Origin of the sequence: Mesorhizobium sp. M0145, from assembly GCF_040322355.1 — a bacterium.
In the GTDB taxonomy this organism is placed as follows: Bacteria; Pseudomonadota; Alphaproteobacteria; order Rhizobiales; family Rhizobiaceae; genus Mesorhizobium.
Map to the genome: position 1 here is coordinate 60,033 of NZ_JAMYTK010000017.1, position 23,559 is coordinate 83,591.

Genomic DNA, 23,559 nt, shown 5'->3' on the forward strand with positions numbered 1-23,559 from the left:
ACACTCGATGTCCATCAATCAAAAAACCCCCAATCCAATTACCAGGAATCCGCTTTCCGTTCTGAAGAGCCATCTCCAAGGCGCCTGTGCGGCGGCAGCACTGCTGCTGGCGGCGGGCAGCCTCGCTCAGGCGCAGGATCTCAACGCACTGATCTGGTGCGATCACGCCGATCCGGCGCTGCTGCAGCCGTTCGAGGAGGCGAACGGCGTCAAGGTCAATGTCAAGGAGTTCGAAGGCACCGGCGCCGGCCTGGCCATCGTCGATCAATCGCAGCCCGGCGACTGGGACGTGATGGTGATCGACAGCATCGACGTACCGCGCGGCGTCGAAAAAGGCCTGTTCGAGCCGCTACCGGAAGACAAGCTGCCGCTGGCCGACCTGTTTCCGCAGGTGAAGATGGATAGCTCCACCGTCGTCGACGGCAAGCGTTACGGCATCACCGAAAAGTTCGGCTACAACACGATCGGCTACAACAAGACCAAGGTCGACCCGGCCGACATGCAGTCGCTGGCGGCGCTGACCGGCGACAAATACAAGGGCAAGATCGCCATCTACGATTATTACCTGCCGGTCATCGGCATGGCCGCACTGGCGATCGGCAAGAAGACTGCCGAGCTGACCGAAGCCGACCTTCCCGCCATCAAGGAAGAGCTGCTCAAAATGAAGGCCAACGCCAAGCTGGTCGGCGAAGTGACCGCCAGCCAGACGGCGCTGGCGACCGGCGAGGTCGACATTCTGGTCGGCGGCGGCGAATGGGTGACGGCGGGGCTGGCCAAGGAAAACCCTGCCCTCGACTTCTCTATCCCGAAAGAAGGCGCCGTGCTGTGGTCGCAGTCGCTGGCAATGTTCAAGGATTCCAAGAACAAGGAGCTGGCGCTTAAATTCATCCAGTACATTATGAGCCCCGAAGGCCAGGCGCGGCTCGCCACCTCGTCCTGCTATTGGGGCATGCCGGCCAACAGCAAGGCGGCGTTGAGCGACGAGCAGAAGAAGGTCCTGCGCTTCGACGAGCAGCCGGAATTCCTCGCCCGCGCCCAGTCCTATCCTGCGCCGAACGCCGACCTCGACAAGAAGATGCAGGACGTCTGGACCGAAATGCTGCAGGCGCAATAACCGGCTGCCGGTCGTGAGCGTTGCGGCAAAGAGCCCCCTGCCCTGGGCGTTGGTCGCGCCGGCGCTCGGCTGGACGCTGCTGTTTTTTGTGCTGCCCTTCGTCGCCATGGCTGTATCGAGCCTGACGGCACATGAAGGCGGCGGCTTCACGCTGTCCAACTACAGCCAGTTCTTTGCCAATCCGTCCTACTGGCAGGCGATGGTGAACTCGCTGCAGGTCACAGCGATCGTCACCGTGATCTCCGTGCTGCTCGCCTATCCCTTTGCCTGGATCCTGGCCGAACAGGTGCCGGAGCGCTGGCAGCGGCTGGCGCTGATGCTGGCCGTGCTGCCGTTCTGGACCTCCTATGTCGTGCGCTCCTATTCGTGGCTGCTGGTGCTGGCGCAGAACGGCGTCGTCAACCGCGCACTGACCGGCTCCGGCCTGTTCGGCGAACCGCTGCAGCTCGCTAATACTCGGCTCGCCACCGTCATCGGCTTCGTGCATTTTTTCGTCATGCTGCTGACGCTGACGATCTTTGCCAATCTGAAGCAGCTCAGCCCCAGCTACCGCAAGGCCGCCGCCGACCTCGGCGCCGGGCCGGTGCGGACTTTCCTGCATGTCGTTCTGCCGCTTACGCTCCCCGGTATCATGGTCGGCGCCTTCCTCACCTTCGTGCTGTGCATCGGCGACTACATCACGCCGCAGATCCTCGGCGGCAACAACGAGCTTTTGATGCCGCAACTCGTCATGATGCAGATCGGCCGGCGCGGCGACTTTCCGCTCGCCTCGGCGCTGTCGATCATCCTGATGGCGGTGGTCACCATCGCCTATCTCGCCTGCTCCCGCTGGCTGAAGATCGAGCGGGCCTGACCATGCCCGCGCTCATCCGCCTCGTCTCCGGCCTTTACGCCATCGCAATCTACGCCTTTATCTTTCTGCCGGTCATCGTTCTGGTGCTGTTTTCGCTGCAGGCAACCTCGTTTCCGATCCCGCCCTTCACCGGGCCGTCGCTGCGCTGGTACGAGGCCGTGCTCGCCGACACGCGGCTGACTTCGGCGCTGGTCAATTCGCTGCTGGTGGCGGTCGTCTCCTCGGCTGTCGCCGTCACGCTTGGCTTTCTCTCCGCCTGGGGTTTTGCGCGCTTCGCCTTGCCGGGCTCGGGTCTGATGCGCGGGCTTATCACCTTGCCCTTGACCGTCAGCTATCTCATCATCGGCATGGGGCTGCTGGTGCTGTTCAACTGGGCCGGCGTGCCGAAGTCGCTCACTGCCGCCGGCATCGGCCACGTCGTGATCAACCTGCCGCTCTGCTTTGCCATCGTCTACAGCCAGATGGGCGACCACCAGATCAACATCGAGCGCGCCGCGCGCGACCTCGGCGCGCCCGAATGGAAGGTGCTGCTGCTGATCACCGTGCCCGTCATGGCGCCGGCGATCTTCGCCGGCTTCTTCCTGTCGATGACCTTCTCCTGGGACGAATTCGTCATCTCGTTCCTGTTGACGCGCTTCGACACGACGCTGCCGGTCGAGATCTGGAACCTGCTGCGCTCCGGCCTCAATCCCAAGACCAACGCCGTCGGCTCGCTGGTCTTCGCCGTCTCCATCGTACTGGTGGTATTGTTCGAGCTGATGCTGTTGCGGAGGAAGCCGGCATGACCGCGCCACTGGTCGATATAAGCTCTGTCTCGCATCGCTTCGGTCAGCACACCGTGCTGAAGAACGTCTCGCTGACGATCGAGCCTGGCAGCTACACGATCCTGCTCGGGCCGTCCGGCTCCGGCAAGACGACGCTTCTGTCCATCCTCGGAGGCTTCGTCACGCCGAGCGAGGGCAAGGTGCTGATCCGCGGCGAGGACTGCACCGCCGTGCCACCGGCGAAGCGGCCGACGACCACCGTGTTCCAGGATTATGCGCTGTTCCCGCATATGAGCGTCGGCAGCAATGTCGGCTTCGGGCTGCGCATGCGGGGTGTCGATGGCGCAACCCGGGCAGCAAGGGCACGCGAGGCGCTGGCGCTGGTTGGGCTGGCCACTGCCTTCGACAAGAAGCCGCATCAGCTTTCGGGCGGTCAGCGGCAGCGCGTGGCACTGGCGCGCGCCCTGGTGGTCGAGCCGGCGGTGCTCCTGCTCGACGAGCCGCTCGGCGCGCTCGACCTGAAATTGCGCCGGCAGATGCAGGATGAATTGAAGGCGATCCAGAAACGCGTCGGCACCGCCTTCATCCACGTCACCCACGACCAGGAAGAGGCGATGGCGCTGGCCGATCATTGCGTGGTGATGAATGACGGGCGCATCGAGGACGAAGGACCGCCCGAGCGCGTCTATGCACGGCCAGCGACGCGCTTTTCCGCGACTTTCATGGGCGAAAGCACGCTGTTATCGGGAACGGTGACGGAGGCGAAGAGCGGCAAAATCACCGTCACCACGAAGCTTGGGTCGCTCTCGCTGCCCGGCACATTGCCGGCCGGCTCGACCGTTGCGCTGGCCATTCGGCCTGAGCATCTTGTTCTCGGCGCTGCCGGCGGCGCTGTGGCACTTGGCATGGTCAAGGTCAGCGACGTCGTCTTCCAGGGCAGCTTCAAGCGCGTGCTGGGGACCTCCACGACCGACCCGACACTGCACTTCATCGCCAAGGTCGCGGCAGCGTCGGCCGTCCAGCCGGGCGACGTTGTCGCGGTATCGTGCGATGCTGGCGACATCATCCTGCTTGCGGACCAAACATGAGCACGCTTCCAATCATCGACGCTCCTGACTGGTACGAAACTATCCGCATGGGCGATGGCGTGACGCTGATCCACGAGCCGTGGATCAAGCCGTTCTTCCGCTGCAACATCTGGCATGTGCGCGGCCGCGACCGCGATCTTCTGTTCGACACCGGCCTCGGCCATTTCAGCCTGCGCCGCCACGTGCCGCTGGTCACGGAGCGCAAGCTCACCTGCGTGGCCAGCCACACCCATTTCGATCATATCGGCTGCCATCACGAATTTCCCGACCGCTGCGTGCACCCGGCCGAGGCCGAAATCCTCGCCGATCCACGCAACGAATGGACGGTTGCCGACCGCTATGCCACCGACGAGATGTTCGACGGCATGCCGCAAGGCTGGGACACGAAGCGCTACCGGATCCTGCCCGCACCAGCCGGCCGGTTGCTCGAACAAGGCGACGTCGTCGACCTCGGCGACCGTGCCTTCGAGGTCATCCACACGCCCGGCCATTCACCCGGCGGCATTGCGCTCTACGAAAACAGGACGGGCATCCTGTTTTCCGGCGACATCATCTATGACGGCCCGCTGATCGACGACGTCTATCACTCCGAGATCGACGATTATGTCGAAACGCTGCTGCGCATGCGCGATCTCGATGTCTCGGTCGTGCATGGCGGCCATTTCCCGAGCTTCGGCAAAGTCCGCTATCGCCAGCTTGTCGACGAGTATCTCGCGCAAAAGCGCCAGGCCGGCTGCCATCTGTTGCAAGCCCGATAAGCACTGGCGCTGTGGCGTCAAAGCGCCCTTTGCGGACAGGGTGTCCCCGCCGCGTCGCCGCAGCGTGAGGCCGTGGGCTCGGGTCTAAAGCTCTTTTCCTCCGACTGGCGCACCAATTCCGCGAAAGCCAGGGCAAAACTTGCCAGCATCAGGAAGACAATAATCAAGCGTGCCAGCGGCAATAGATCGGCCTCGACTGGTTAGCCCCACGCCGCCCGTCCGCTGCCGGCTAACATGATCGATCCGGCTTTACGAGAGTTTAAGGCGGGCCTTAACCATCACATCATTTTGTCCTCCGACATGATGCGCGAGCGCGCCTTGTTTGGTCGCCATCTCCAGGCACCTCCCTCCCTTTGCAGAAATGCCCACCCATGCTAACCCGGCGCTGGCGCGGCCCAGCAACCGGTCGCCGCCAATCGGTCGCCAGACGGTCGTCGCCAATCGGTTGTCGTAGAGAGCCATGAGCAAAACCGCCAGCCGTTTCGCCTTCGTCTCATCCGGTACAGCCGACGCCAATGCAGCGCTGGAAAGCCTCTCTGCACGTTACGGCCAGGCGTCCGTCGAAGAAGCCGGGATCGTCGTGGCGCTCGGCGGCGACGGCTTTCTGCTGCAGACCCTGCGTGAGACGATGAGCACGGGAAAGAAGGTCTACGGCATGAACCGTGGCACCATCGGTTTCCTGATGAACGAATACCGCGCCAGCGGCTTGACCGGGCGCATCGCGGCGGCCGTTGCCGAAACGATCCGTCCGCTGGAGATGCAGGCGGTGACGGCCGAAGGCGAGACGATTTCGGCGCTCGCGATCAACGAGGTCGCGCTTTGGCGCCAGTCGTACCAGACGGCCAAGATCCGCATCACCGTGGATGGGCAAGAGCGGCTGGAGGAATTGCACTGCGACGGCGTGATGATTGCGACGCCGGCCGGCTCGACCGCATATAATCTGTCGGCGCACGGGCCGATCCTGCCGCTCGACGCTCCGCTGCTGGCGCTGACCCCGGTCAGCCCGTTTCGTCCGCGCCGCTGGCGCGGCGCGCTGCTCTCCAACAAGGCGATCGTGCGTTTCGACATTCTGGAGCCGGAAAAGCGGCCGGTGAATGCCGCCGCCGACCACACCGAGGTCAAGGCGGTGACGACGGTCACGGTGAGGGAATCGCCGACGGCAACGGCGACGCTGCTGTTCGATCCCAACCATTCGTGGAACGAGCGCATTCTCGCCGAACAGTTCAGGTATTGAGCCGGCGCAGCGGCCACTGCGCAAATTAAGCATCGCGATTAAGGTTACGACTTCACAATCGCGCCAATGCCGCCCGTTTGTGTTGACAAATCGTGGGCTTGCGCCTACCTGCAATACCAATCTTGCAGGCGCGCGGCGCTTGCCGCGACTGCGTATGTTGCGCCCCCGAACCAGCCAAAGACAGCCAAACTTGTCCTCAGACACCCAGATCGCTCAAGAAGCGTTGACCTTCGCAGACCTCGGCCTGTCGCCGAAGGTTCTTTCCGCAGTTACCGATGCCGGCTACACCGAGCCGACGCCGATCCAGGCTGGTGCTATCCCGCACGCCTTGCTCGGCAAGGACGTGCTGGGCATTGCCCAGACCGGCACCGGCAAGACGGCGTCCTTCGTCCTGCCGATGCTCACCCGGTTGGAAAAGGGCCGCGCCCGCGCCCGCATGCCGCGCACGCTGATCCTCGAGCCGACGCGCGAGCTCGCCGCGCAAGTCGAGGAAAACTTCGTCAAATACGGCAAGAACCACAAGCTCAACATCGCACTGCTGATCGGCGGCGTGTCCTTCGACGAGCAGGACAAGAAGCTCGAGCGCGGCGCCGACGTGCTGATCGCGACGCCGGGCCGCCTGCTCGACCATCGCGAGCGCGGCAAGCTCCTGCTCAACGGCGTCGAGATCCTCGTCATCGACGAGGCCGATCGCATGCTCGACATGGGCTTCATCCCCGACATCGAGCGTATCTGCGAGATGATTCCGTTCACCAGGCAGACGCTGTTCTTCTCGGCGACGATGCCGCCGGAAATCACAAAGCTCACCGAGAAATTCCTGCACGCACCGGTGCGCGTCGAAGTGTCGAAGGCAGCATCGGCCGCCACCAACATCATCCAGCGGCTGGTGAAATCCGGTCCGAAACCCTGGGACAAGCGCGAGACGCTGCGCAATCTGATGAAAGCCGAGGATGCCGAGCTGAAGAACGCCATCATCTTCTGCAACCGCAAGATCGAGGTATCGGAGCTGTTCCGCTCGCTGCTGAAATATGACTTCGACGCCGGCGCTCTGCACGGCGACATGGACCAGCGCGCGCGCATGCAGATGCTGGCCAATTTCCGTGACGGCAAGCTGCGCTACCTCGTTGCTTCGGATGTCGCGGCGCGCGGCCTCGACATTCCCGATGTCAGCCATGTCTTCAATTACGACGTGCCGATCCACGCGGAGGATTACGTCCACCGCATCGGCCGTACCGGCCGCGCCGGGCGCTCGGGCAAATCCTTCACCATCGCGACCAAGTCGGACACCAAATACATCGACGCCATCGAGCGGCTGATCGGCACGAAGATCGAGTGGCATGACGGCGATTTGTCGACGGTCGTTGCCAGCGAAGGCGGCGAGGATGAGGCCCCGCGCCGTGGCCGCGGTGCGCCACGCCGTGCCGGCCGCAAGGACGACGCCAAGGACAGGGGCGAGCGCAAACCGCGTGAACGCCACGCCAAGCGCAGCGAAGAAGCAGCGCCGGAAGCAGTTAGCGAGGAACAGCCGGTCGTGGCCGAAGCCGCGGTCGCCGACATCGACGAGCGGCGTACCCGCAAGGACGCGATCCGGTCGGAAAACAGCGAACGCCAGGCTTCACCTGAACGGAAGGCTTCGCCGGATCGCAACGAAAGGCGCGCGCCCGAACGCGGCGACACCAGGCCGCAGCGCGAGCGCCCTGCCCGCCAGCGACAGGAAGACAATGACGCGACCGTCGGCTTCGGCGACGACATGCCGGCCTTCATGCGGATCGTCGCCAAGGTCTGATGCTGCAGCGCTTGTGCGTCCTGCGGACGCGCGAAGCACCGAAACCTGCATAAGACAGCCTCGCTTCGCGCTGAGATGGGGTTAGTCCGGCAGGCCCGCCTTGCGAAGGCCTTCGATATATCTGCTGCGATCGTCCGGTCGATAAAACGGCGGCAGCACCTCGGCGAGATTCGAAAGCCGCAGCGAGGGATCGAACTCGCAAAGCCGGGCCATCATTTGCTGCGCTTCCGTTAGGCGCCCCGCAAGGGCATGACCCGCCGCCACTACACGCATCGCGCTCACGTAGTTCGGCTGGTGACGCAGCGACTTTCCCGCCCAAGCGACGGCGTCATCGTAGTGGCCTGCACAAAAATGAGCGAGCCCGGTGTTGAACTGCCAAGCGAACAGGCGTGGATCCAATGGGCTTAGGCGCATGGCAAGCGCGGCGTGCTCGATGGCCTTGCCTGGCTCGCCCAAGCAAGCCCTCACCCAGCTGCTGACGCCCAAAGCAGCGGCCAAGTTCGGGTTGAGAGCGAGCGCGCGATCGATGCAAGCCGCACTATCATCAAGGTCGCCGCCTACGTAGCCGAGGACGTATCCACCGTAGGAAAGCGCAATTGCATCGTCCCTTCCGAGTTCGACCGCTCTCCTGGCCAGTCGAGTAGCTTCGGCAATCTCTTCTGCACGGTCGACCATCCAGCCGTTGCTTTTTCGGGTAGCGTAGCACCGCGCCGCCCGCGCATGGGCTATCGCGAACTCCGGGTCACGGTCGATCGCCTTCATGAAGAGGCGCAAGGCGTCGTCAATGGCCGCTCTACTAGTGATCGTTCGGTCAAAGGCCGCCAGCCCGCGGAGATAGTAGTCATAAGCATCGAGGCTTTCTGTCGGTTTGCGTTTGGCACGCTCGATCTCAGCCTCCTCCATTTTCGGTGTGATTGCGCCGACGATGCTCGAGGCGACCTGGTCCTGCAGATTGAAAACTTCGGCGAGCGTTCCATCAAAACGGTCGGCCCAGAGATAGGCCCCCGTCGAGGTGTCGATGAGCTGCCCGGCGATGCGCAGGCGGTCGCCCGCCCGGCGAACACTTCCCTCGACCACATAGCGCACGCCCAGCTCACGCCCGACCTGCTTTATGTCTATGGACCGTCCCCTGTAGGTGAAGCTCGAATTCCGTGCGACCACGAACAGGTGACGAAAGTGAGCCAAGGCGGTGACAATGTCTTCCACCATGCCGTCGGCGAAATATTCCTGCTCCACATCACCGCTTAGATTCTGAAACGGCAGCACCGCAATTGATGGCTGATCGTCGCGCCTCGTCGGGACTGCCAGAACCTGCGCCAGTGATACGGCGCCAGAGCTTGGCTCCGGCCGCTGACGTTCAGGTCGTTCGCGGGACTGCAGGGAAGCCGCAAGTGAGCTTGTCTGCTCCTCTGGGTCCGCATTCAGATGTTTTTTTAAAGCTGCCCGACACAGCTCGAACTGGCGCAAAGCGGCGTTTTCGTGGCCCCGATGAGCGTGGATGCGGATCAGCGCCCGATGGGCTGCCTCCGCCGTCGAATCCGAGGCGAGCAATCTCTCCGCGAGCCCTTCGCAGGCCGTCTCTTCCGCTGAGCCGGGTGCGGGCAGCGCCAGGCTCAGCCGATCGACCAATTGCAGCGCTTTGCGCTGATACTTGCTCAGATACGGTCCAAACCACTCGTCCAGTTCGTCAGGAATGGCTTGCCCAGCAAGCAGCTCACCGCGGTAGAGATCGGCGGCGAAGGCGAGATCGGTGGTTCGGCCCTCCTCTAATTTCCGATCGAAGATCGAGATGTCCGCCTCATCCGGTCCGGCAATCAGCGCAACGGTTTCCTGATCCCCATCGATGTAGACGGTCGCATCCGAGCTGGCGGGGAACGTGCGCCTGATGTCGACCAGCGCTTGCCGCAGACTATTGCGGGCCTGCCCATTGCTTCGCCCCGGCCAAAAGACTTCGGAAAGCTGCTCGCGACGATGGCCGCGGCGGCCTGCAAGAACCAGAGCAGCAAAAAGAAGCGAAGTCTTGCGTGTGGCGAACCGGACAGGCCGATGCTCCGGGGAAGTAACCTCCAGGCCACCAAGCAACCGGATGCGCACAAATCGTCTCCAGACTTTGACCGCAGCGACAGAATAGCATCTCGGTAGATTGATTTAACACCGATTTAACGGCGGATCGTCGGACTTCTCCCAGTTGTTCACGCACAGCCGAACAGCCCGAAAACGCCTTCGTGGCACGCTCCCATCCGCAAACTGGAAATGGGAGACCAAAACAATGGCTCACACGGAACCTCGCGCCGCCCGCAGCATGTCCAAACGGTTGCTTGGGTCTAGCCTGAAAGGCGCAGCAATGATGATCGCTGCCTTCACGCGATGGCGGCGGACCGTCGCGAGACGCAGGGCACTGGCAGATTTGACGAACGATCAGCTGAATGACATCGGTCATTCGGAGGTCCATCAACCCGTGGTCAACGCCGCCAAGGCAGTTCTGATCACGAACTTGATGTCGATGAGGTAAGATCGGCGCTCAAAATGGTTTTGCGCCCTAAAGATTCTTGAGTTCCAGGCGGGATGCCAGCAGGTCCAGAAAAGCACGGACTTTGGCCGAGGATAATCTGCCTTCCGGCCACACGGCGTGTATCGGCACCGGCACAGGCTCGAATTCGGTCAGAACCAGTTCCAGGCGGCCGTCGTCCACCAGGTGTTTTATCTGCCAAAGCGGCGAGTAGCCCAGACCCAATCCGTGAACCGCGGCTGCATAGATGGATATCATCAAATTCGACCGGAAAGTGCCCGCGACCTTCACCGACCGGGGCTTGCCTTCAATCTGAAACATCCATTCGCCCGGGCGGCCGTCGACAGTTCGTACGATGCAATCGTGCTCACGCAATTCAAGCGGATGGGCCGGTCGGCCGCGTTGCTGGAAGTAGGCAGGTGCGCCGAACACGACGCGCCGCAACGCCCCCAGCCGCTTCGCACGTAAATTGGAATCCGGCAAATTGCCGATCCGGACCGCCAAATCGAGACCCTCGGCATCAAGATCGACAAATTCATCGGAAAGCTGGAGGTCAACCTCGACGCGGGGATATGTCCGCATATAGTCGGCGATGACCGGCATCAGGAAATCCGGGCCGAACAGAACCGGGGCACTCACACGCAGGATGCCCGACGGCTCCGACCGTCGGTTGGCCGCCTGAAGCCTGGCTTCGTTAATTTCCTCGACGGCGGGTTTGATGCGCTGGAAAAAAGCCGCTCCGGCTTCGCTCGGCGTCGAGCGGCGTGTCGTCCTGTGCAGAAGCTCGACCCCGATGGATTCCTCCAATGTCGCCAAGGACCGACTGACCGACTGCAGTGAGCGGTTCAGCCGGCGTGCGGCAGCCGTCAGGCTGCCGTGCTCGACAATGGCAATGAAGGCTTCGAAATCATCTATCCGGCTCATCGCTCCTTTCTCCCGAAAATCGGGAGAAACTATCGCAAAATCGATCAATTGTAACGCAGTTCGCTAGATTTTATCTTCCCTGCATAGGCCGAAAGGCAGACTTGAGGGAAGGAGATCGTCATGCGAACACCCAGTCCAACGGTCCTGATCGTAGGCGCCGCAGGCCGCGTTGCCGGTTTGCTGGTGCCTGAACTCGTCCGCCGCAATGCCAGGATTCGGGCGCTTGTTCGTGACGCCGCGAGTGCCGAAAAAGCCCAGAAAGCCGGTGCATCCGAGATCGCGATCGGAGATCTGCGCGACCATCGGAGCCTTGAGCAGGCCGTGGAAGGTGTCGACGGTGTCTTTCACATCGGACCGGCCTTTGCTCCCGACGAAGCCGCCATGGGGGTTGCCATGGTTGAGGCGGCGGCGCGAGCAGGCGTTCGAAAGTTCGTCTTTTCGTCGGTGATCCAGCCGACCAATACGAGGCTGGAAAACCATGCAAGCAAGGTACCCGTTGAAGCTGCCCTCTATTCGACGAACATGGAGTACACCATTCTGCACCCGGCCAATTTCATGCAAAATATCGCGGCGGCCTGGCCGTCCGTCGTCGAGCACGGCGTTTTCGCCGAGCCGTTTCCAAGGACGGCGAAGCTCGCCCGCGTCGACTATCGCGATGTGGCTGAAGTTGCGGCAATCGCACTGACCGAAGCGCGTTTGTCCTATGCGACCCTCGAGCTGTGCGCCGACGGTATGCACAGCCGCGAAGAGGTCGTCGCCATGATGAGCGAAGCGCTTGGCCGGCCGGTTTCGGCGGGCGAGCCGACATTTCAGGACTGGGCGGCGAAGGCCCGCCTTCCCTATACGGACCGGCAGTTGCAGATGCTGGCCAAAGTACACAGCCACTACGCCAAATACGGCCTCGGCGGGAACAGCCTGACGTTGCGTGCCGTGCTTGGCCGCGAGCCGCGTTCGCTGCGAAGCTTCATTCGGGAATTGGCGCTGCAGACGGCATATGCCGCCTGATCGTCCTCACAATAGCGCCTACGCATATTTTTTTATTAGGAGATTTCGATGCAAGCATCACCGGACCGAGCCTTCAAGTTGAGAAAGCTGCCGCCCTCCTACGGCGCGGTGGTGATGCCGTTGGTTCTTTCGATTCTGATGTCCTCGATTGTCTCGGCGGTTTCGACGGCAATCGGCGCAGGCTGGACGAACGGGTTTATAGCGGCCTGGAGCTATGCGTGGGGCGCTTCATGGCTTGTTGCGTTTCCCAGCCTGCTGATTGTGCTTCCGATCGTGCGCCGGATCGTTGCCGCAATTGTCGATCAGCCGGCCCGGTCCTGATATCGCGAACGAAGGGCGCCGGCGGCCGGTGGTCCGGCATAACCATTAGAGCGGCCCCTTGCGGGGCCGCTCTCGGTTCATGTGCTTGCCTCAGGTGAGCGGCGACAGCTGGATCTCGACGCGGCGGTTCTGAGCCCGGCCGGCAGCCGTCGCATTGGAGGCGATCGGACGCGTCTTGCCGAAGCCGGTGACGGCGAAGCGGCGGGAATCGACGCCCTGTCCGGACAGATAGTTGGCGACCGCCAAAGCACGGCGCTGCGACAGGTCGAAATTGTGCTCGTCGCCGCCGGTCGAGTCGGTGTGGCCGAACACGTCGACGGTGGTCTGCCGGAACTTTTTCAGCACAAGGGCAACCGAATTCAGCACCGGATAGAAACCGGCCTTCACCGCGTCCTGGTCGACGTTGAAGGTGATGTCGGACGGCATATTGAGGATGATCTGGTCGCCGGTGCGGGTGACGCTGACGCCGGTGCCCTGAAGCTGTCGGCGCAGTTCGGCCTCGTTCTGGTCCATGGTGGCACCGATGGCACCGCCGGCAAGCGCGCCGATGCCCGCGCCGATCAGCGCGTTGCGGCGGTCGTTACCGCCGGCAAGCATGCCGAGCCCGGCACCCGCCAAAGCACCGAGACCGGCGCCGGCAGCGGTGTTGGAAACCTTCTGTTCCCCGGTGTAGGGATCGGTGGTGCATGCGCTCACGAGCACAGCCGTCGCCACGACGGCGAGCACAATCTTTTTCATATGGTGGTCCCTCTCCATTCCACGGTCGCGCAACGGCGCACCGCATCAGCCCTTCCAGCGACTTGTACCATGAAATGCGGCGAAAAACGGACCAGCAAAAGCCGTTGCCGCGGCTTTCCCCGGCTCAATTCCACACGCCTGCAGCGGCTCGCGCGACCACCCCAATTCGATCGGCTACCAGAGATTCTTGCCGTCGATGACCACCACTTCGACCTTGTCGAGATCGAAATCGTCGAACAGCCGCGAGTTCACGCTGATCTTCGGATTGTCGAAATTCGGCTCGCCTGTCGACCAGTCCGGCGTCTCGGTGAAGGTGCCGCAGCCGCAGGTGGCGCAAAAACCGTGTTTTATGGTTTTCGATCCCCACTGGTAGAACGAAACATTCTCCGGCGGGCTGGTGAGTCTGAATTGCGATGGGGTGTAATAGGCCCACAACGAACCGCGTTTCGAACAGAAGGAACAGGTGCATCGCGTCACTGTCTGCGGCGCTTGCGAAACCTCGAACGTCGTCGCCTTGCAGTGGCAGCTTGCCTTGATGGTCATGAATTGGTCCCTCACAATGCCGCCGCCCCGTACGGCAAAGGCAGCATAAAGAAACGCTCCTGACAACTGCCGGTCAGCAGACCTGTGAGCCTGCGATGCACAGATCGAAGGCCCATCGATCCAAAACCGCTGCACACGCTCGGGTCAGCCCGTGGGCAAGCTTTTGGGCGTCATGCGCTAGTAGGACGATGGGGGCACGAACAGGCAGATGGTCTTTCCGTCATTGGCACCGGCAACGGAGCACCAATGATATTCGCCGTCGGGCGAATTCTTGATCCGCTTGTCGCTATAGGCCACGACTTCCCCGGTTCCTTTGATGACATAGCCCTCGGGACGTTCGCTGATCGATGTCTGAGAGACCTCGCGGCAATCATAGCCCGAGCAGCAGGAGAACGGATAGCTCCAGCCTTGCGGCATTGCCGCGGTCGGCTTGGCATCATGCGCCAGAGCAGGCGCCGCAAATGGAATGGCGGCAGCAATCAAAACCACTGCCGCGACAAGTGAATTCAGGAGTCGGCGCGCCGTGCGGGCGACTGGGGCCGGTCTGGTTGTGAGAGCAGGCATGAGCGCAGTTCCTATCAACGGTTGTCAAGCATTTCGCTTGCCCGTTCCCGGAACGTGTCTTCCCAGTGGCCGGATCGTCAGGTCGCAGATACGCCGCGTCCGGCCATAAATGCTTTTTTCCTCCCCAGCGCATGAATGCTGGGCTGATTCCTTGGTTGGCGCAAGGAATTGCTGTCGCAATCGAACGCCGACCTCTGCAGCCGGAACCAACCTGCCGCCCTGGTTGACGAACCTCGTCGACCCCCGGCAGAGGGATCGCCAATAACGGGATTTGGCTCGCGCTGGTTCCAGGCTTGGCACCGGCAGGCCCGAGGCATCCGCGTCAAAAGCGGAAATCGATTTTGAAAAACTCTACGAAAAACAAAGTTGTAGAACGACAGGTAGGTGCAAATTGAGAGCTCGTCACTCTCGCACGATGGCCGTAACTCTCGCGTGATGAACCCACATTCCTGCCGGATTGGTGCCCGGCGGCCTCAGTCGATATCGGCCACCGTTTCGCCGGCGCCACCCTCGATCCGCTGCGACAGCGAGGCTTCCATGAAATCATCGAGGTCGCCGTCGAGCACGCTCGACGGGCTGGTGCTCTCGACACCGGTGCGCAGATCTTTCACCAACTGATAGGGCTGCAGCACGTAGGACCGTATCTGGTGGCCCCAGCCGATATCGCTCTTCGACGCTTCCGTGGCGTCCGCCACCGCTTCGCGCTTCTTCAGCTCTTCCTCGTAAAGCCGCGAGCGCAGCATTTCCCAGGCCTTGGCCTTGTTCTTGTGCTGGGAGCGCTCGGCCTGGCAGGCAACCGCGATGCCGGTGGCGAGATGGGTTATGCGCACGGCCGAATCGGTGGTGTTGACGTGCTGGCCGCCCGATCCCGACGACCGATACGTGTCGATACGGACGTCGGATTCGGAAACGTCGATGTCGATCGTATCGTCGATGACGGGATAGACCCAGACGCTGGCGAAGGAGGTGTGGCGGCGCGCATTGCTGTCATAGGGCGAAATCCGCACGAGACGATGCACGCCGGATTCGGTCTTCAGCCAGCCGTAGGCGTTGTGGCCCTTGATCAGCAGCGTGGCGGACTTGATGCCGGCTTCTTCACCGTCATGTACTTCCAGCACTTCGACCTTGAAGCGGCGGCGCTCGGCCCAGCGCGTATACATGCGCAGAAGCATCGAGGCCCAGTCCTGGCTTTCGGTGCCGCCGGCGCCAGCATGGACTTCCAGATAGCTATCGTTGGCGTCAGCCTCGCCCGACAGCAGCGTTTCGATCTGGCGCGCCTTGGCCTCGCCGCGCATCGAGCGGATCGCCGCTTCGGCCTCCGCGATTACGCCCTCGTCGCCCTCTTCCTCGCCAAGCTCGATCAGGCCGATATTGTCTTCCAGGGCCTGGGTGAGGCCTTTGACCGCGGCAATACCTTCCTCGAGGCCCTGACGCTCGCGCATCAGCTTTTGCGCTTCCAGCGGCTCGTTCCAGAGGCTCGAATCCTCGGCACGGACATTCAGGTACTCAAGCCGCTTTATGGCTTGATCCCAGTCAAAGATGCCTCCTCAGCAGGGTTATCGCCTGCCTGATCTCGTCGACAATATTTTGCGTTTCCGCGCGCATGGCTGGCTGTTCTGTCCTGTTGCTAAATGGCGGCTTGATGGCGCGATACATAGGGACGGCACCGGCCCCTGTAAAGCGGAATGGGCCGGCTCGACCATCATCGTCAAGTCGGCCCGACCCGATGTAGCGATTGTCAGTAGAGCCCGCCGCCGCCCGACTGGATGGCCTGGTTGGCCTGCGGCGACAGCGCCCCGCCGGTGGCGTTGGAGCCGTCCGCACCCATGCCGATCACCCAATAGCTGTCGGCGGGACCGGTACCCGGCTTGAAGGCTTCGGTGATGGTTCCGGCGTCGCCCGCGTTGGCTCGCATGCCGGTCTTGCGATTGATCGCAATCAGCTTCATGCCTTCCGGAACCTTGAAGTCGACATTGGGCGTGCCATCCAGCGCCACGCGCATGAAATCCTTGAAGATCGGCGCGGCAAGGCCGCCGCCGGTCGCGCCCTTGCCAAGACCTTTCGGCTGATCGTAGCCCATATAGAGGCCGACAACGAGGTTCGGCGTATAGCCGATGAACCAGGCATCCTTTTCGTCGTTGGTCGTTCCGGTCTTGCCGGCGATGTGACGGCCAAGCTCGTTGATGGTGGCGCCGGTACCGCGTTGCACGACGCCCTCCATCATCGATGTGATCTGGTAGGCGGTCATCGGATCGAGCACCTGCTCGGAGTTGTCGACCAGCTCCGGCTCTGGCTGGTCCTGCCACTCGGCGGCATTGCAGTTCGAGCAGCCGCGTTCGTCCTGCCTAAAGACGGTCTTGCCGTAGCGATCCTGGATGCGGTCGATCAGCGACGGCTTGATCGACTTGCCGCCATTGGCCATGATCGAATAGGCCGACACCATGCGCATCACCGTCGTCTCGCCGGATCCCAGCGCCATCGGCAGATACGGCGCCAGGTGGTCGTAGACGCCGAAACGCTCGGCATATTCCACGACCAGCTTCATGCCCATGTCGTTGGCAAGCCGCACCGTCATCAGATTGCGCGATTTCTCGATGCCGGAGCGCAACGTCGCCGGGCCGGCCACCGTTCCGTCGTAGTTCTTGGGCGTCCAGGTCGTGTTGCCGCTCTGGATGGTGATCGGCCCGTCCATGATCACGGAGGCGGGGGTATAGCCATTGTCGAGGGCGGCCGAATAGACGATCGGCTTGAACGACGATCCCGGCTGGCGCATGGCCTGCGTCGCCCGGTTGAACTCCGATTGCGCGTAGGAGAAACCGCCGACCATGGCCAGGACGCGTCCGGTATGCGGGTCCATGGCGATCAGGCCGCCTTCCACTTCGGGAACCTGGCGCAAGCTGTAGCTGTTGTCCGAGCCGTCGTTCTTCTGCACGAAAATCACGTCGCCCGGCTTCAACACGTCGGCGGGCGACTTCGCCTTGACGGTCCTGCCGTCGACCACGTGGCGCATGGCGAAGCTCATGTCTTCCTTGCTGACAGTGCCTTCGACGCGGTCCTTGACGATTTCGCCGGAGATCTGGCGCGTCGGCTGCAGGCCGATGGACAGGCCGGTGGCCGAGCTGTCGAGCACGACGGCGAGCGACCATTCCGGCACGTCCTCCAACCGCTTGACGTTGCCCAGCGGCACGCCCCAGTCGCCGGAAACGTCGATGCTCGTGACCGGCCCGCGGTAGCCGCGCAGCGTGTCGAACTTCATAAGTCCGTTCTGCATGGCCTTGCGGGCAATCAGCTGCATCTTCGGATCGAGCGTCGTGCGGACGGAAAGGCCGCCCTCGTAGAGCGCATTCTCGCCATAGCGCGCGATGATCTGGCGACGCACTTCCTCGGTGAAATACTCCCCGGCGAAGAGATAGTTGCCGGTGCGGCGCGGCGTGACGCCGAGCGGCTCGGCCTTGGCCTTCTCGCCTTCTTCATGCGTGACGTAGCCGTTCTCGACCATCTGGTCGATGACCCAGTTGCGGCGCTCCAAGGCGCGATCGGCATGCTTGAAGGGATGGTAGTTGTTCGGCCCCTTCGGCAGAGAGGCGAGATAGGCGGCTTCGGCCACCGTGAGCTCGTTCACCGATTTGTCGAAATAGGTTAGCGCAGCACCCGCGACGCCATAGGCGCCGAAGCCGAAGAAAATCTCGTTGAGATAGAGCTCGAGAATGCGATCCTTCGAGTAGGCCTGCTCGATGCGGAAGGCGAGGATCATCTCCTTGATCTTGCGCTCGTAGGTCTGGTCTGAAGACAACAGGAAGTTCTTCGCCACCTGCTGGGTGATGGTCGAGGCGCCGACCTGGCGCTTTCCCGAACCAACATTCTGCAGGTTGACGACAATGGCCCGGCCAAGGCCGGTCACGTCGATGCCGGGGTGATTGTAAAAGTTCTTGTCCTCGGCCGACAGGAAGGCCGCCTTGACACGGTCCGGGATCGCCTGAATCGGCAGATAAAGCCGCCGCTCACGCGCATATTCGGCCATCAGCGCGCCATCCGACGCGTGGATGCGGGTGGTCACCGGCGGCTCGTATTTGGCCAGCACCTCGTAATCGGGCAGGTCCTTCGACAAATGGCCGATATAGATCGCCACGCCCGCCGCGACCAAAAGGGCCAGCGTCGTGCCGATGCCGAAGAAATAGCCAATGAGACGAATCATACCCGCTCCAGTCCTTGGTTCGGGAATTTCCTAAACGAAGCCGCCCTTCACGCAAGCTTTCGGGACGATCCCAAACCGTAATCGCAAAATCCATGTCGCGACCATGTGGGCAAAATACGGCAGCGCGGGATTTCGGTTTCGAATGCCGGAAATAAAAGCACAGGGTGTTGTCGCCGTGCAACGCTGCTTCAGGTTGTGGGCGCCGGCGGACATTTCAGCCTCCGGCCCCCGTTCCGCTCTTGGCCGAAGCAAACAGGGCAACGGCGTTGGTTATGCTCTGGGTCGCCTTGTTGCGCCAATCGGCGCTGAGCAATTGCGCTTCGTCCTTGGCGTTCGACAGATAGCCGAGTTCGACCAGCACGGATGGAACGTCCGGCGCCTTCAGCACCTTGAAGCCGGCAGAACGCTGCGGGTTGTTGATCAGACCGACGCTGGTGGAAAGCTGTCCGACGAGAGTATGGGCGAAGCTCATCGAAAAATTATGCGTCTCGCGGCGGATCAGGTCGATCAGGATATCGGTCACTTCCTTGCTGTCGTCCTTGATCTCCATGCCGGCGAACTGGTCGGAAAGATTTTCACGGTCGGCAAGCGCCTGCGCCTCGGGATCGGAAGCCTTGTCGGACACGGTGTAGACCGTTGCGCCGCGAATGCCCTTGAGGCTGATCGTGTCGGCATGGATCGAGATGAGCAGGTCGGCCTCATGCTGGCGGGCAATGCGCACGCGGTCGTCGAGCCGCAGGAACACGTCGGTCTCACGTGTCAGGAACACGTCGTATTTGCCGCCGGCGGCGAGCTTGTCGCGCAGTTCCATGGCGAAGGCGAGCGTCACGTTCTTCTCGACCGTCCCGTTCAGGCCCTCGGCGCCGCCGTCGATGCCGCCATGGCCGGGATCGATGACGACGGTGAAACGATGGCCCGGATTGGAGACCGGCCCGGTACCGACCCTGCCGGCCTTGTCGGCGGAGACCGTCGAACCGGTGGTCAGCGCCTGATTGGCGAGCGCTGCGTCGAATTCCCGCTGCGAGGCCGCCGACATGTCGATGGCGATGCGGTAGCCGTTGCCGTCATCGTTCTTGAGCACGTCGAGATTGTCGACGGCGAACGGTCCCTTGCCGGTGAGAATCAGCCGCGATTTCCCCTCGCCGAGTCCGCCGTAACGCACGGCGCGGACAAGCCCGCGCGGCTTCATATCCTTGGCATTGAGGGCGAATCTCGTGGCCGGGAGATCGATGACCAGGCGATTGGGGCCGCGCAGCAGGAACCATTTGATGTCGGGCTCGCGGTCGAAATTGATGACGATGCGCATCTTGGTGGCATCGCCGGCCATCTTGTAGCTTATGGCGCCGAGCGGTACGTCGGCAGCACGCGAAAGCGGCGAAAAGACCAGGCAAGCCAGGATCAGCGGCAGCAGGCAGGCGGTGCGGAAGAACCAGCCTCCATGATGACGGCCCTTGTCTGCGAAGCCTGCCAGTCCCATCTTTCTACCAATCGCTCCCTTTGGCGTCATGCCCGATCGCTTGTCGAAGTGCCTTATTGCTTGTCAAAGTTCTGGCAGGCCGCGAACTCGATTAACGATTGGTATCCAGAGAAGGTTAACCAAGCCTTTTCATGGAAGGCTTGGGACCGGGGCTTCCGCTGCGGAACGGCTTTTTGCCGGCATCGGGAATCGGGGTTGCCTTCCAACCCGCCAAATCATAAAAGCGATGGTGGATCACTGCAATCCTGGAACCGTCCTCCTCCGCAGCTTCCTGCTACAGGTCAGACGCAAGACGGCTCCTTTCGCTTCAGGCGAAGAAGGCATCGGTGATCGCGACGATTTTCGCAGGCGTGCTCCCGTGGCGGGGGAATCGCCTGCGTGAGCAAAACGGCCGGGATTGTCCCGTGCCGGCTCTGTATGAGCAAACAAGCTGGTCCGGTTTTTTCCGGGCTTTGGTTCAAAAGGTTCTGCTGGTGACGATGGCTTCAAGCGCAATCATGGAAAGGTCCGCAACAAACCGCGCCACTACGGCTGCGGGCGGCACCGCCATGGCGCTCAGGCAGCGGCCGGCGGACGTTCAATTGTCCGGCACCCATGTTCCAGGTCCACGGCAGCGGGCAGTGTCCTGCAAGCTGCGGCCGACGGCTGCCGGGAGGAAACGAAATAATGCCCAACAAAATGCTGATAGACGCCTCCCACCCGGAGGAAACACGCGTTGTCGTCGTTCGCGGTAACCGTATTGAAGAATTCGACTTTGAATCCCAGGACAAGAAGCAGCTCAAAGGAAATATCTATCTCGCCCGCGTAACGCGCGTCGAACCTTCCCTTCAGGCAGCCTTTGTCGAATATGGCGGCAACCGTCACGGTTTCCTCGCCTTCAGTGAAATACATCCCGACTACTACCAGATTCCGGTCGCCGACCGTCAGGCGCTGCTGCGTGCGGAAGCACAGGAAGCCCAGGACGAAGAGGACGAGGAAGCCGCCGAAGGCGAGGACCGCCAGAGCCGCGACCGTGGCAAGCGCGGACGCCGGCGCGGCGGCAAGAGCCGCGACCGCGGCGAGCACAGGCGCGAGGCAGGCGCGGCCGACGGTGAGAATGGCGAGAACGGCGAAGATGCCGTCGCAGAAAAGCTGGATGCCGTTGCCGACAATACCACGTCCGACATTGCCGGACAGAGCGAGGGTGCCGCCGGGCAGAGCGATGAAGTCGCCGATAGCGGCGAGACCGAGCCTTCCGAAGGCGGATCGAGTTCCATCGCTGCCAGCGTCGATGCCGACGTAATCTCGGAAGCCGTCCCGCAAGTCGAGCTAAGCGGGCCCGAGACAAGCGGGGCCGAGACAAGCGGCGAAGCAACCTCCGAAGACAATGACCGCGGCATGCTGGAAGAGGTGCAATCCTCGCATCCGGACGATCACGAGGTCGAATCGGTCGGCGCCGAAGACGCGCTCGAAGAAGTACGCAACCGCCGCAAGCCGGTGCGCCGCCAGTACAAGATCCAGGAAGTGATCAAGCGCCGGCAGATCCTGCTGGTGCAGGTCGTCAAGGAAGAGCGCGGCAACAAGGGTGCGGCGCTGACCACCTACCTGTCACTGGCCGGCCGCTATTCGGTGCTGATGCCGAACACGGCGCGCGGCGGCGGGATTTCGCGCAAGATCACCAATGCGCAGGACCGCAAGCGGCTGAAGGAAGTGGTCGCCGATCTCGAAGTGCCGCAAGGCATGGGTGTCATACTGCGTACGGCCGGCGAAAGCCGCACCAAGGCAGAGATCAAGCGCGACTACGAATATTTGATGCGACTTTGGGAAAATGTTCGCAATCTGACGCTGCAATCGACGGCCCCTGCCCTGGTCTATGAGGAAGGCAGCCTGATCAAGCGCTCGGTGCGCGACCTCTACAACAAGGATATCGACGAGATCCTGGTTTCCGGCGAAGAAGGCTACCGTGAGGCCAAGGACTTCATGCGCATGCTGATGCCGAGCCACGCCAAGGTGGTTCAGCCGTTCCGCGACACGACGCCAATCTTTGTGCGCAACGGCATCGAAGCGCAGCTCGACCGCATGCTGCAGCCGCAGGTGACGCTGAAGAGCGGCGGCTACATCATCATCAACCAGACGGAAGCGCTGGTCGCCATCGACGTCAATTCGGGCCGTTCCACCAAGGAGCACTCGATCGAGGACACCGCACTTCACACCAATCTGGAAGCCGCCGAGGAAGTCGCCCGGCAATTGAGGCTGCGCGATCTCGCCGGCCTCATCGTCATCGACTTCATCGATATGGAGGAGAACCGCAACAACCGCTCCGTCGAGAAGCGGCTGAAGGATCACCTCAAGAACGATCGTGCCCGCATCCAGGTCGGCCGCATCTCGCATTTCGGCCTGATGGAGATGTCACGCCAGCGCATCCGTGCCAGCGTGCTGGAATCGACCATGAAGCCTTGCCCGCATTGCGGCGGCACCGGCCATGTGCGCTCCGATTCGTCGGTCGCGCTGATGGTGGTGCGGGCAATCGAGGAATTCCTGCTCAAGGATTCGCGCAGCCACATCACGGTGCGGACGCCGGCGGCGACCGCGCTCTATGTGCTCAATCACAAGCGCGGCACGCTGGTGGAATTCGAGCACCGCTTCGGCGTGACCATCACCATCGAAGCCGATGACGCGGTCGGTGCACAACACTATGCCATCTTCCGCGGCGCGCTGGCCGAAAAGCCGGAAGGCTTTGTCGAGGCGCGCACGTTCCCGGCCTATGTCGAGCCGGAAGAACCCGAGGACGAGATCGTCATCGAAGAGGAAGACGAGGCACCGGTGCAGGCCGAGCAGCCACGCATTGCCCAGCAGCCGCAGCAGCCAAGGTCCGGCGAGGACGGCGAAGGCCGCGATCGCAAGCGCCGCAAGCGCCGCAGACGGCGCGGCGGCAAGGATCGTGAACACGGGGATCGTGAACACGGGGAACGTGAACATGGCGATCGCGAGCATGGCGCTGCTGTGGAAGGTGCTTCCGTTTCGGAGCCGATAGACGATGCCTTCGTAGCCGCCGGCGATCAAGGCGCCGAAGCGGAACGTGAAACGCCGGCCGGTGTTGCCGAAACGGCGGAAGCGGCGGACGACGGTCACGGCAAGAAGCGCCGGCGCGGCAAGCGCGGCGGCAAGCGCAATCGCCGTGAGGACGGCGAGGACGGCTTGGAGGCTGCCCCCGGCGAGCCAGCCGCCATGACGGAAGGTGCCGTGTCGGAAGCAGAGCCCGTAACCGGCGAGCCGGAAGGTGCGCCGCCGGCCGAAGAGCTTGCGGTGCTCGCTCCGGCGAACGACGACATGCCGAGCGCCGAAAAGCCGAAGAAGCCGCGCCGTACCGCCAAGCCGAAGAAGGTTGCGGCGGATGCAGTTGCCGAGATTGCGGGCGCCGAAACATCGGCCGCCGAGGCCGCCTCAGTGGCTTCCGGCGAGACCCCCACGCCGGTTCCGCAGGAGACCGAAGCGGCGGCTGCCAAGGAAACGCCGAAGGTCCGGCCGTCGCGGCGCAAACCCGCACCGGTGGATGCTCCGGTCGTGCCGGTCGTCTCCTCGATCGTCCCGGACGAGGCAAAGACCGACGAGGCAAAGACCGAGGACAAGCCGAAGCGTGCCGGCTGGTGGCAACGGAAGGGCTTTTTCTAAGCTTTTCCGTGCATTAGCCAGACTTTCTGATTAAA

General features: G+C 62.5%; 20 protein-coding genes. 11 read left to right on the forward strand and 9 right to left on the reverse strand.

Going from position 1 to position 23,559, the window contains the following annotated elements; genetic code table 11:
* Positions 1 to 7: 7 nt before the first annotated feature.
* The 7 genes from NKJ28_RS22620 (at position 8) to NKJ28_RS22650 (ending at position 7,597) form a co-directional block, all read left to right on the forward strand.
* Positions 8 to 1,114, forward strand: a complete 1,107-nt coding sequence (locus tag NKJ28_RS22620) for a polyamine ABC transporter substrate-binding protein (protein ID WP_352636977.1) — start codon at positions 8 to 10, stop codon at positions 1,112 to 1,114.
* 13 nt (positions 1,115 to 1,127) lie between these two features.
* On the forward strand, positions 1,128 to 1,967 hold the full coding sequence (locus NKJ28_RS22625) for an ABC transporter permease (protein ID WP_352636978.1): 840 nt from the start codon (positions 1,128 to 1,130) through the stop codon (positions 1,965 to 1,967).
* A 2-nt stretch (positions 1,968 to 1,969) separates the two neighbouring features.
* Positions 1,970 to 2,752, forward strand: a complete 783-nt coding sequence (locus NKJ28_RS22630; RefSeq protein WP_352636979.1) for an ABC transporter permease — start codon at positions 1,970 to 1,972, stop codon at positions 2,750 to 2,752.
* Positions 2,749 to 3,819, forward strand: coding sequence for an ABC transporter ATP-binding protein (locus NKJ28_RS22635; RefSeq protein ID WP_352636980.1), 1,071 nt, complete (start codon positions 2,749 to 2,751; stop codon positions 3,817 to 3,819). The genes NKJ28_RS22630 and NKJ28_RS22635 overlap by 4 nt, the downstream gene beginning before the upstream one ends.
* Positions 3,816 to 4,577, forward strand: a complete 762-nt coding sequence (locus NKJ28_RS22640; RefSeq protein WP_352636981.1) for an MBL fold metallo-hydrolase — start codon at positions 3,816 to 3,818, stop codon at positions 4,575 to 4,577. The genes NKJ28_RS22635 and NKJ28_RS22640 overlap by 4 nt, the downstream gene beginning before the upstream one ends.
* Before the next feature lie 460 nt (positions 4,578 to 5,037).
* Positions 5,038 to 5,811 (forward strand): NAD kinase, encoded by a 774-nt coding sequence (locus NKJ28_RS22645; RefSeq protein WP_023679915.1) that lies wholly within the window; start codon positions 5,038 to 5,040, stop codon positions 5,809 to 5,811.
* A gap of 190 nt (positions 5,812 to 6,001) precedes the next feature.
* The gene (locus NKJ28_RS22650) at positions 6,002 to 7,597 is read left to right on the forward strand and encodes a DEAD/DEAH box helicase (protein ID WP_352636982.1); all 1,596 of its coding nucleotides are present in this window, start codon (positions 6,002 to 6,004) and stop codon (positions 7,595 to 7,597) included.
* 81 nt (positions 7,598 to 7,678) lie between these two features.
* Here NKJ28_RS22650 and NKJ28_RS22655 read toward each other — a convergent pair whose 3' ends face one another.
* A complete protein-coding gene (locus NKJ28_RS22655) occupies positions 7,679 to 9,691 on the reverse strand; it encodes a BTAD domain-containing putative transcriptional regulator (protein WP_352636983.1) in 2,013 nt (670 codons plus the stop codon).
* A 253-nt stretch (positions 9,692 to 9,944) separates the two neighbouring features.
* Between NKJ28_RS22655 and NKJ28_RS22660 the strand changes: the two genes are divergently transcribed.
* A complete protein-coding gene (locus tag NKJ28_RS22660) occupies positions 9,945 to 10,109 on the forward strand; it encodes a YjiS-like domain-containing protein (RefSeq protein ID WP_352623275.1) in 165 nt (54 codons plus the stop codon).
* 27 nt (positions 10,110 to 10,136) lie between these two features.
* Here the strand turns inward: NKJ28_RS22660 and NKJ28_RS22665 are convergent, their stop codons facing one another.
* Positions 10,137 to 11,030, reverse strand: a complete 894-nt coding sequence (locus NKJ28_RS22665) for a LysR family transcriptional regulator (RefSeq protein WP_352636984.1) — start codon at positions 11,028 to 11,030, stop codon at positions 10,137 to 10,139.
* A 120-nt stretch (positions 11,031 to 11,150) separates the two neighbouring features.
* Between NKJ28_RS22665 and NKJ28_RS22670 the strand changes: the two genes are divergently transcribed.
* Together NKJ28_RS22670 and NKJ28_RS22675 are read left to right on the forward strand one after the other, a co-directional pair.
* Positions 11,151 to 12,035 carry an NmrA/HSCARG family protein gene (locus tag NKJ28_RS22670; RefSeq protein ID WP_352636985.1) on the forward strand — a complete coding sequence of 295 codons (885 nt, stop codon included), beginning with the start codon at positions 11,151 to 11,153 and terminating at the stop codon, positions 12,033 to 12,035.
* 48 nt (positions 12,036 to 12,083) lie between these two features.
* Positions 12,084 to 12,356: a DUF2798 domain-containing protein gene (locus NKJ28_RS22675; protein WP_023679921.1), complete on the forward strand. Its 273-nt coding sequence runs from the start codon at positions 12,084 to 12,086 to the stop codon at positions 12,354 to 12,356.
* 90 nt (positions 12,357 to 12,446) lie between these two features.
* Here the strand turns inward: NKJ28_RS22675 and NKJ28_RS22680 are convergent, their stop codons facing one another.
* The 7 genes from NKJ28_RS22680 to NKJ28_RS22710 all read right to left on the reverse strand — a co-directional run bounded on the left by NKJ28_RS22680 (position 12,447) and on the right by NKJ28_RS22710 (position 19,873).
* Positions 12,447 to 13,094: a YiaD family glycine zipper/OmpA-like lipoprotein gene (locus tag NKJ28_RS22680; protein ID WP_023679922.1), complete on the reverse strand. Its 648-nt coding sequence runs from the start codon at positions 13,092 to 13,094 to the stop codon at positions 12,447 to 12,449.
* A 174-nt stretch (positions 13,095 to 13,268) separates the two neighbouring features.
* On the reverse strand, positions 13,269 to 13,637 hold the full coding sequence (locus NKJ28_RS22685) for a GFA family protein (protein ID WP_023679923.1): 369 nt from the start codon (positions 13,635 to 13,637) through the stop codon (positions 13,269 to 13,271).
* A 177-nt stretch (positions 13,638 to 13,814) separates the two neighbouring features.
* Positions 13,815 to 14,201 carry a hypothetical protein gene (locus NKJ28_RS22690; RefSeq protein WP_031212810.1) on the reverse strand — a complete coding sequence of 129 codons (387 nt, stop codon included), beginning with the start codon at positions 14,199 to 14,201 and terminating at the stop codon, positions 13,815 to 13,817.
* Between the two features lie 473 nt (positions 14,202 to 14,674).
* A protein-coding gene (prfB, locus tag NKJ28_RS22695) for a peptide chain release factor 2 (protein WP_156937454.1) occupies positions 14,675 to 15,806 on the reverse strand; the annotation gives its coding sequence in 2 pieces (ribosomal slippage) (positions 14,675 to 15,739 and positions 15,741 to 15,806; 1,131 coding nt in all).
* 133 nt (positions 15,807 to 15,939) lie between these two features.
* Positions 15,940 to 18,396 (reverse strand): penicillin-binding protein 1A, encoded by a 2,457-nt coding sequence (locus tag NKJ28_RS22700; RefSeq protein ID WP_023679927.1) that lies wholly within the window; start codon positions 18,394 to 18,396, stop codon positions 15,940 to 15,942.
* Positions 18,397 to 18,426: 30 nt separating this feature from the next.
* On the reverse strand, positions 18,427 to 18,609 hold the full coding sequence (locus NKJ28_RS22705; protein WP_352457449.1) for a hypothetical protein: 183 nt from the start codon (positions 18,607 to 18,609) through the stop codon (positions 18,427 to 18,429).
* Position 18,610: 1 nt separating this feature from the next.
* Positions 18,611 to 19,873 (reverse strand): N-acetylmuramoyl-L-alanine amidase, encoded by a 1,263-nt coding sequence (locus tag NKJ28_RS22710; RefSeq protein WP_352636986.1) that lies wholly within the window; start codon positions 19,871 to 19,873, stop codon positions 18,611 to 18,613.
* 666 nt (positions 19,874 to 20,539) lie between these two features.
* On the opposite strand from NKJ28_RS22710, the gene NKJ28_RS22715 reads away from it, so the two are divergent.
* On the forward strand, positions 20,540 to 23,524 hold the full coding sequence (locus NKJ28_RS22715; protein ID WP_352636987.1) for an Rne/Rng family ribonuclease: 2,985 nt from the start codon (positions 20,540 to 20,542) through the stop codon (positions 23,522 to 23,524).
* Positions 23,525 to 23,559: the final 35 nt, after the last annotated feature.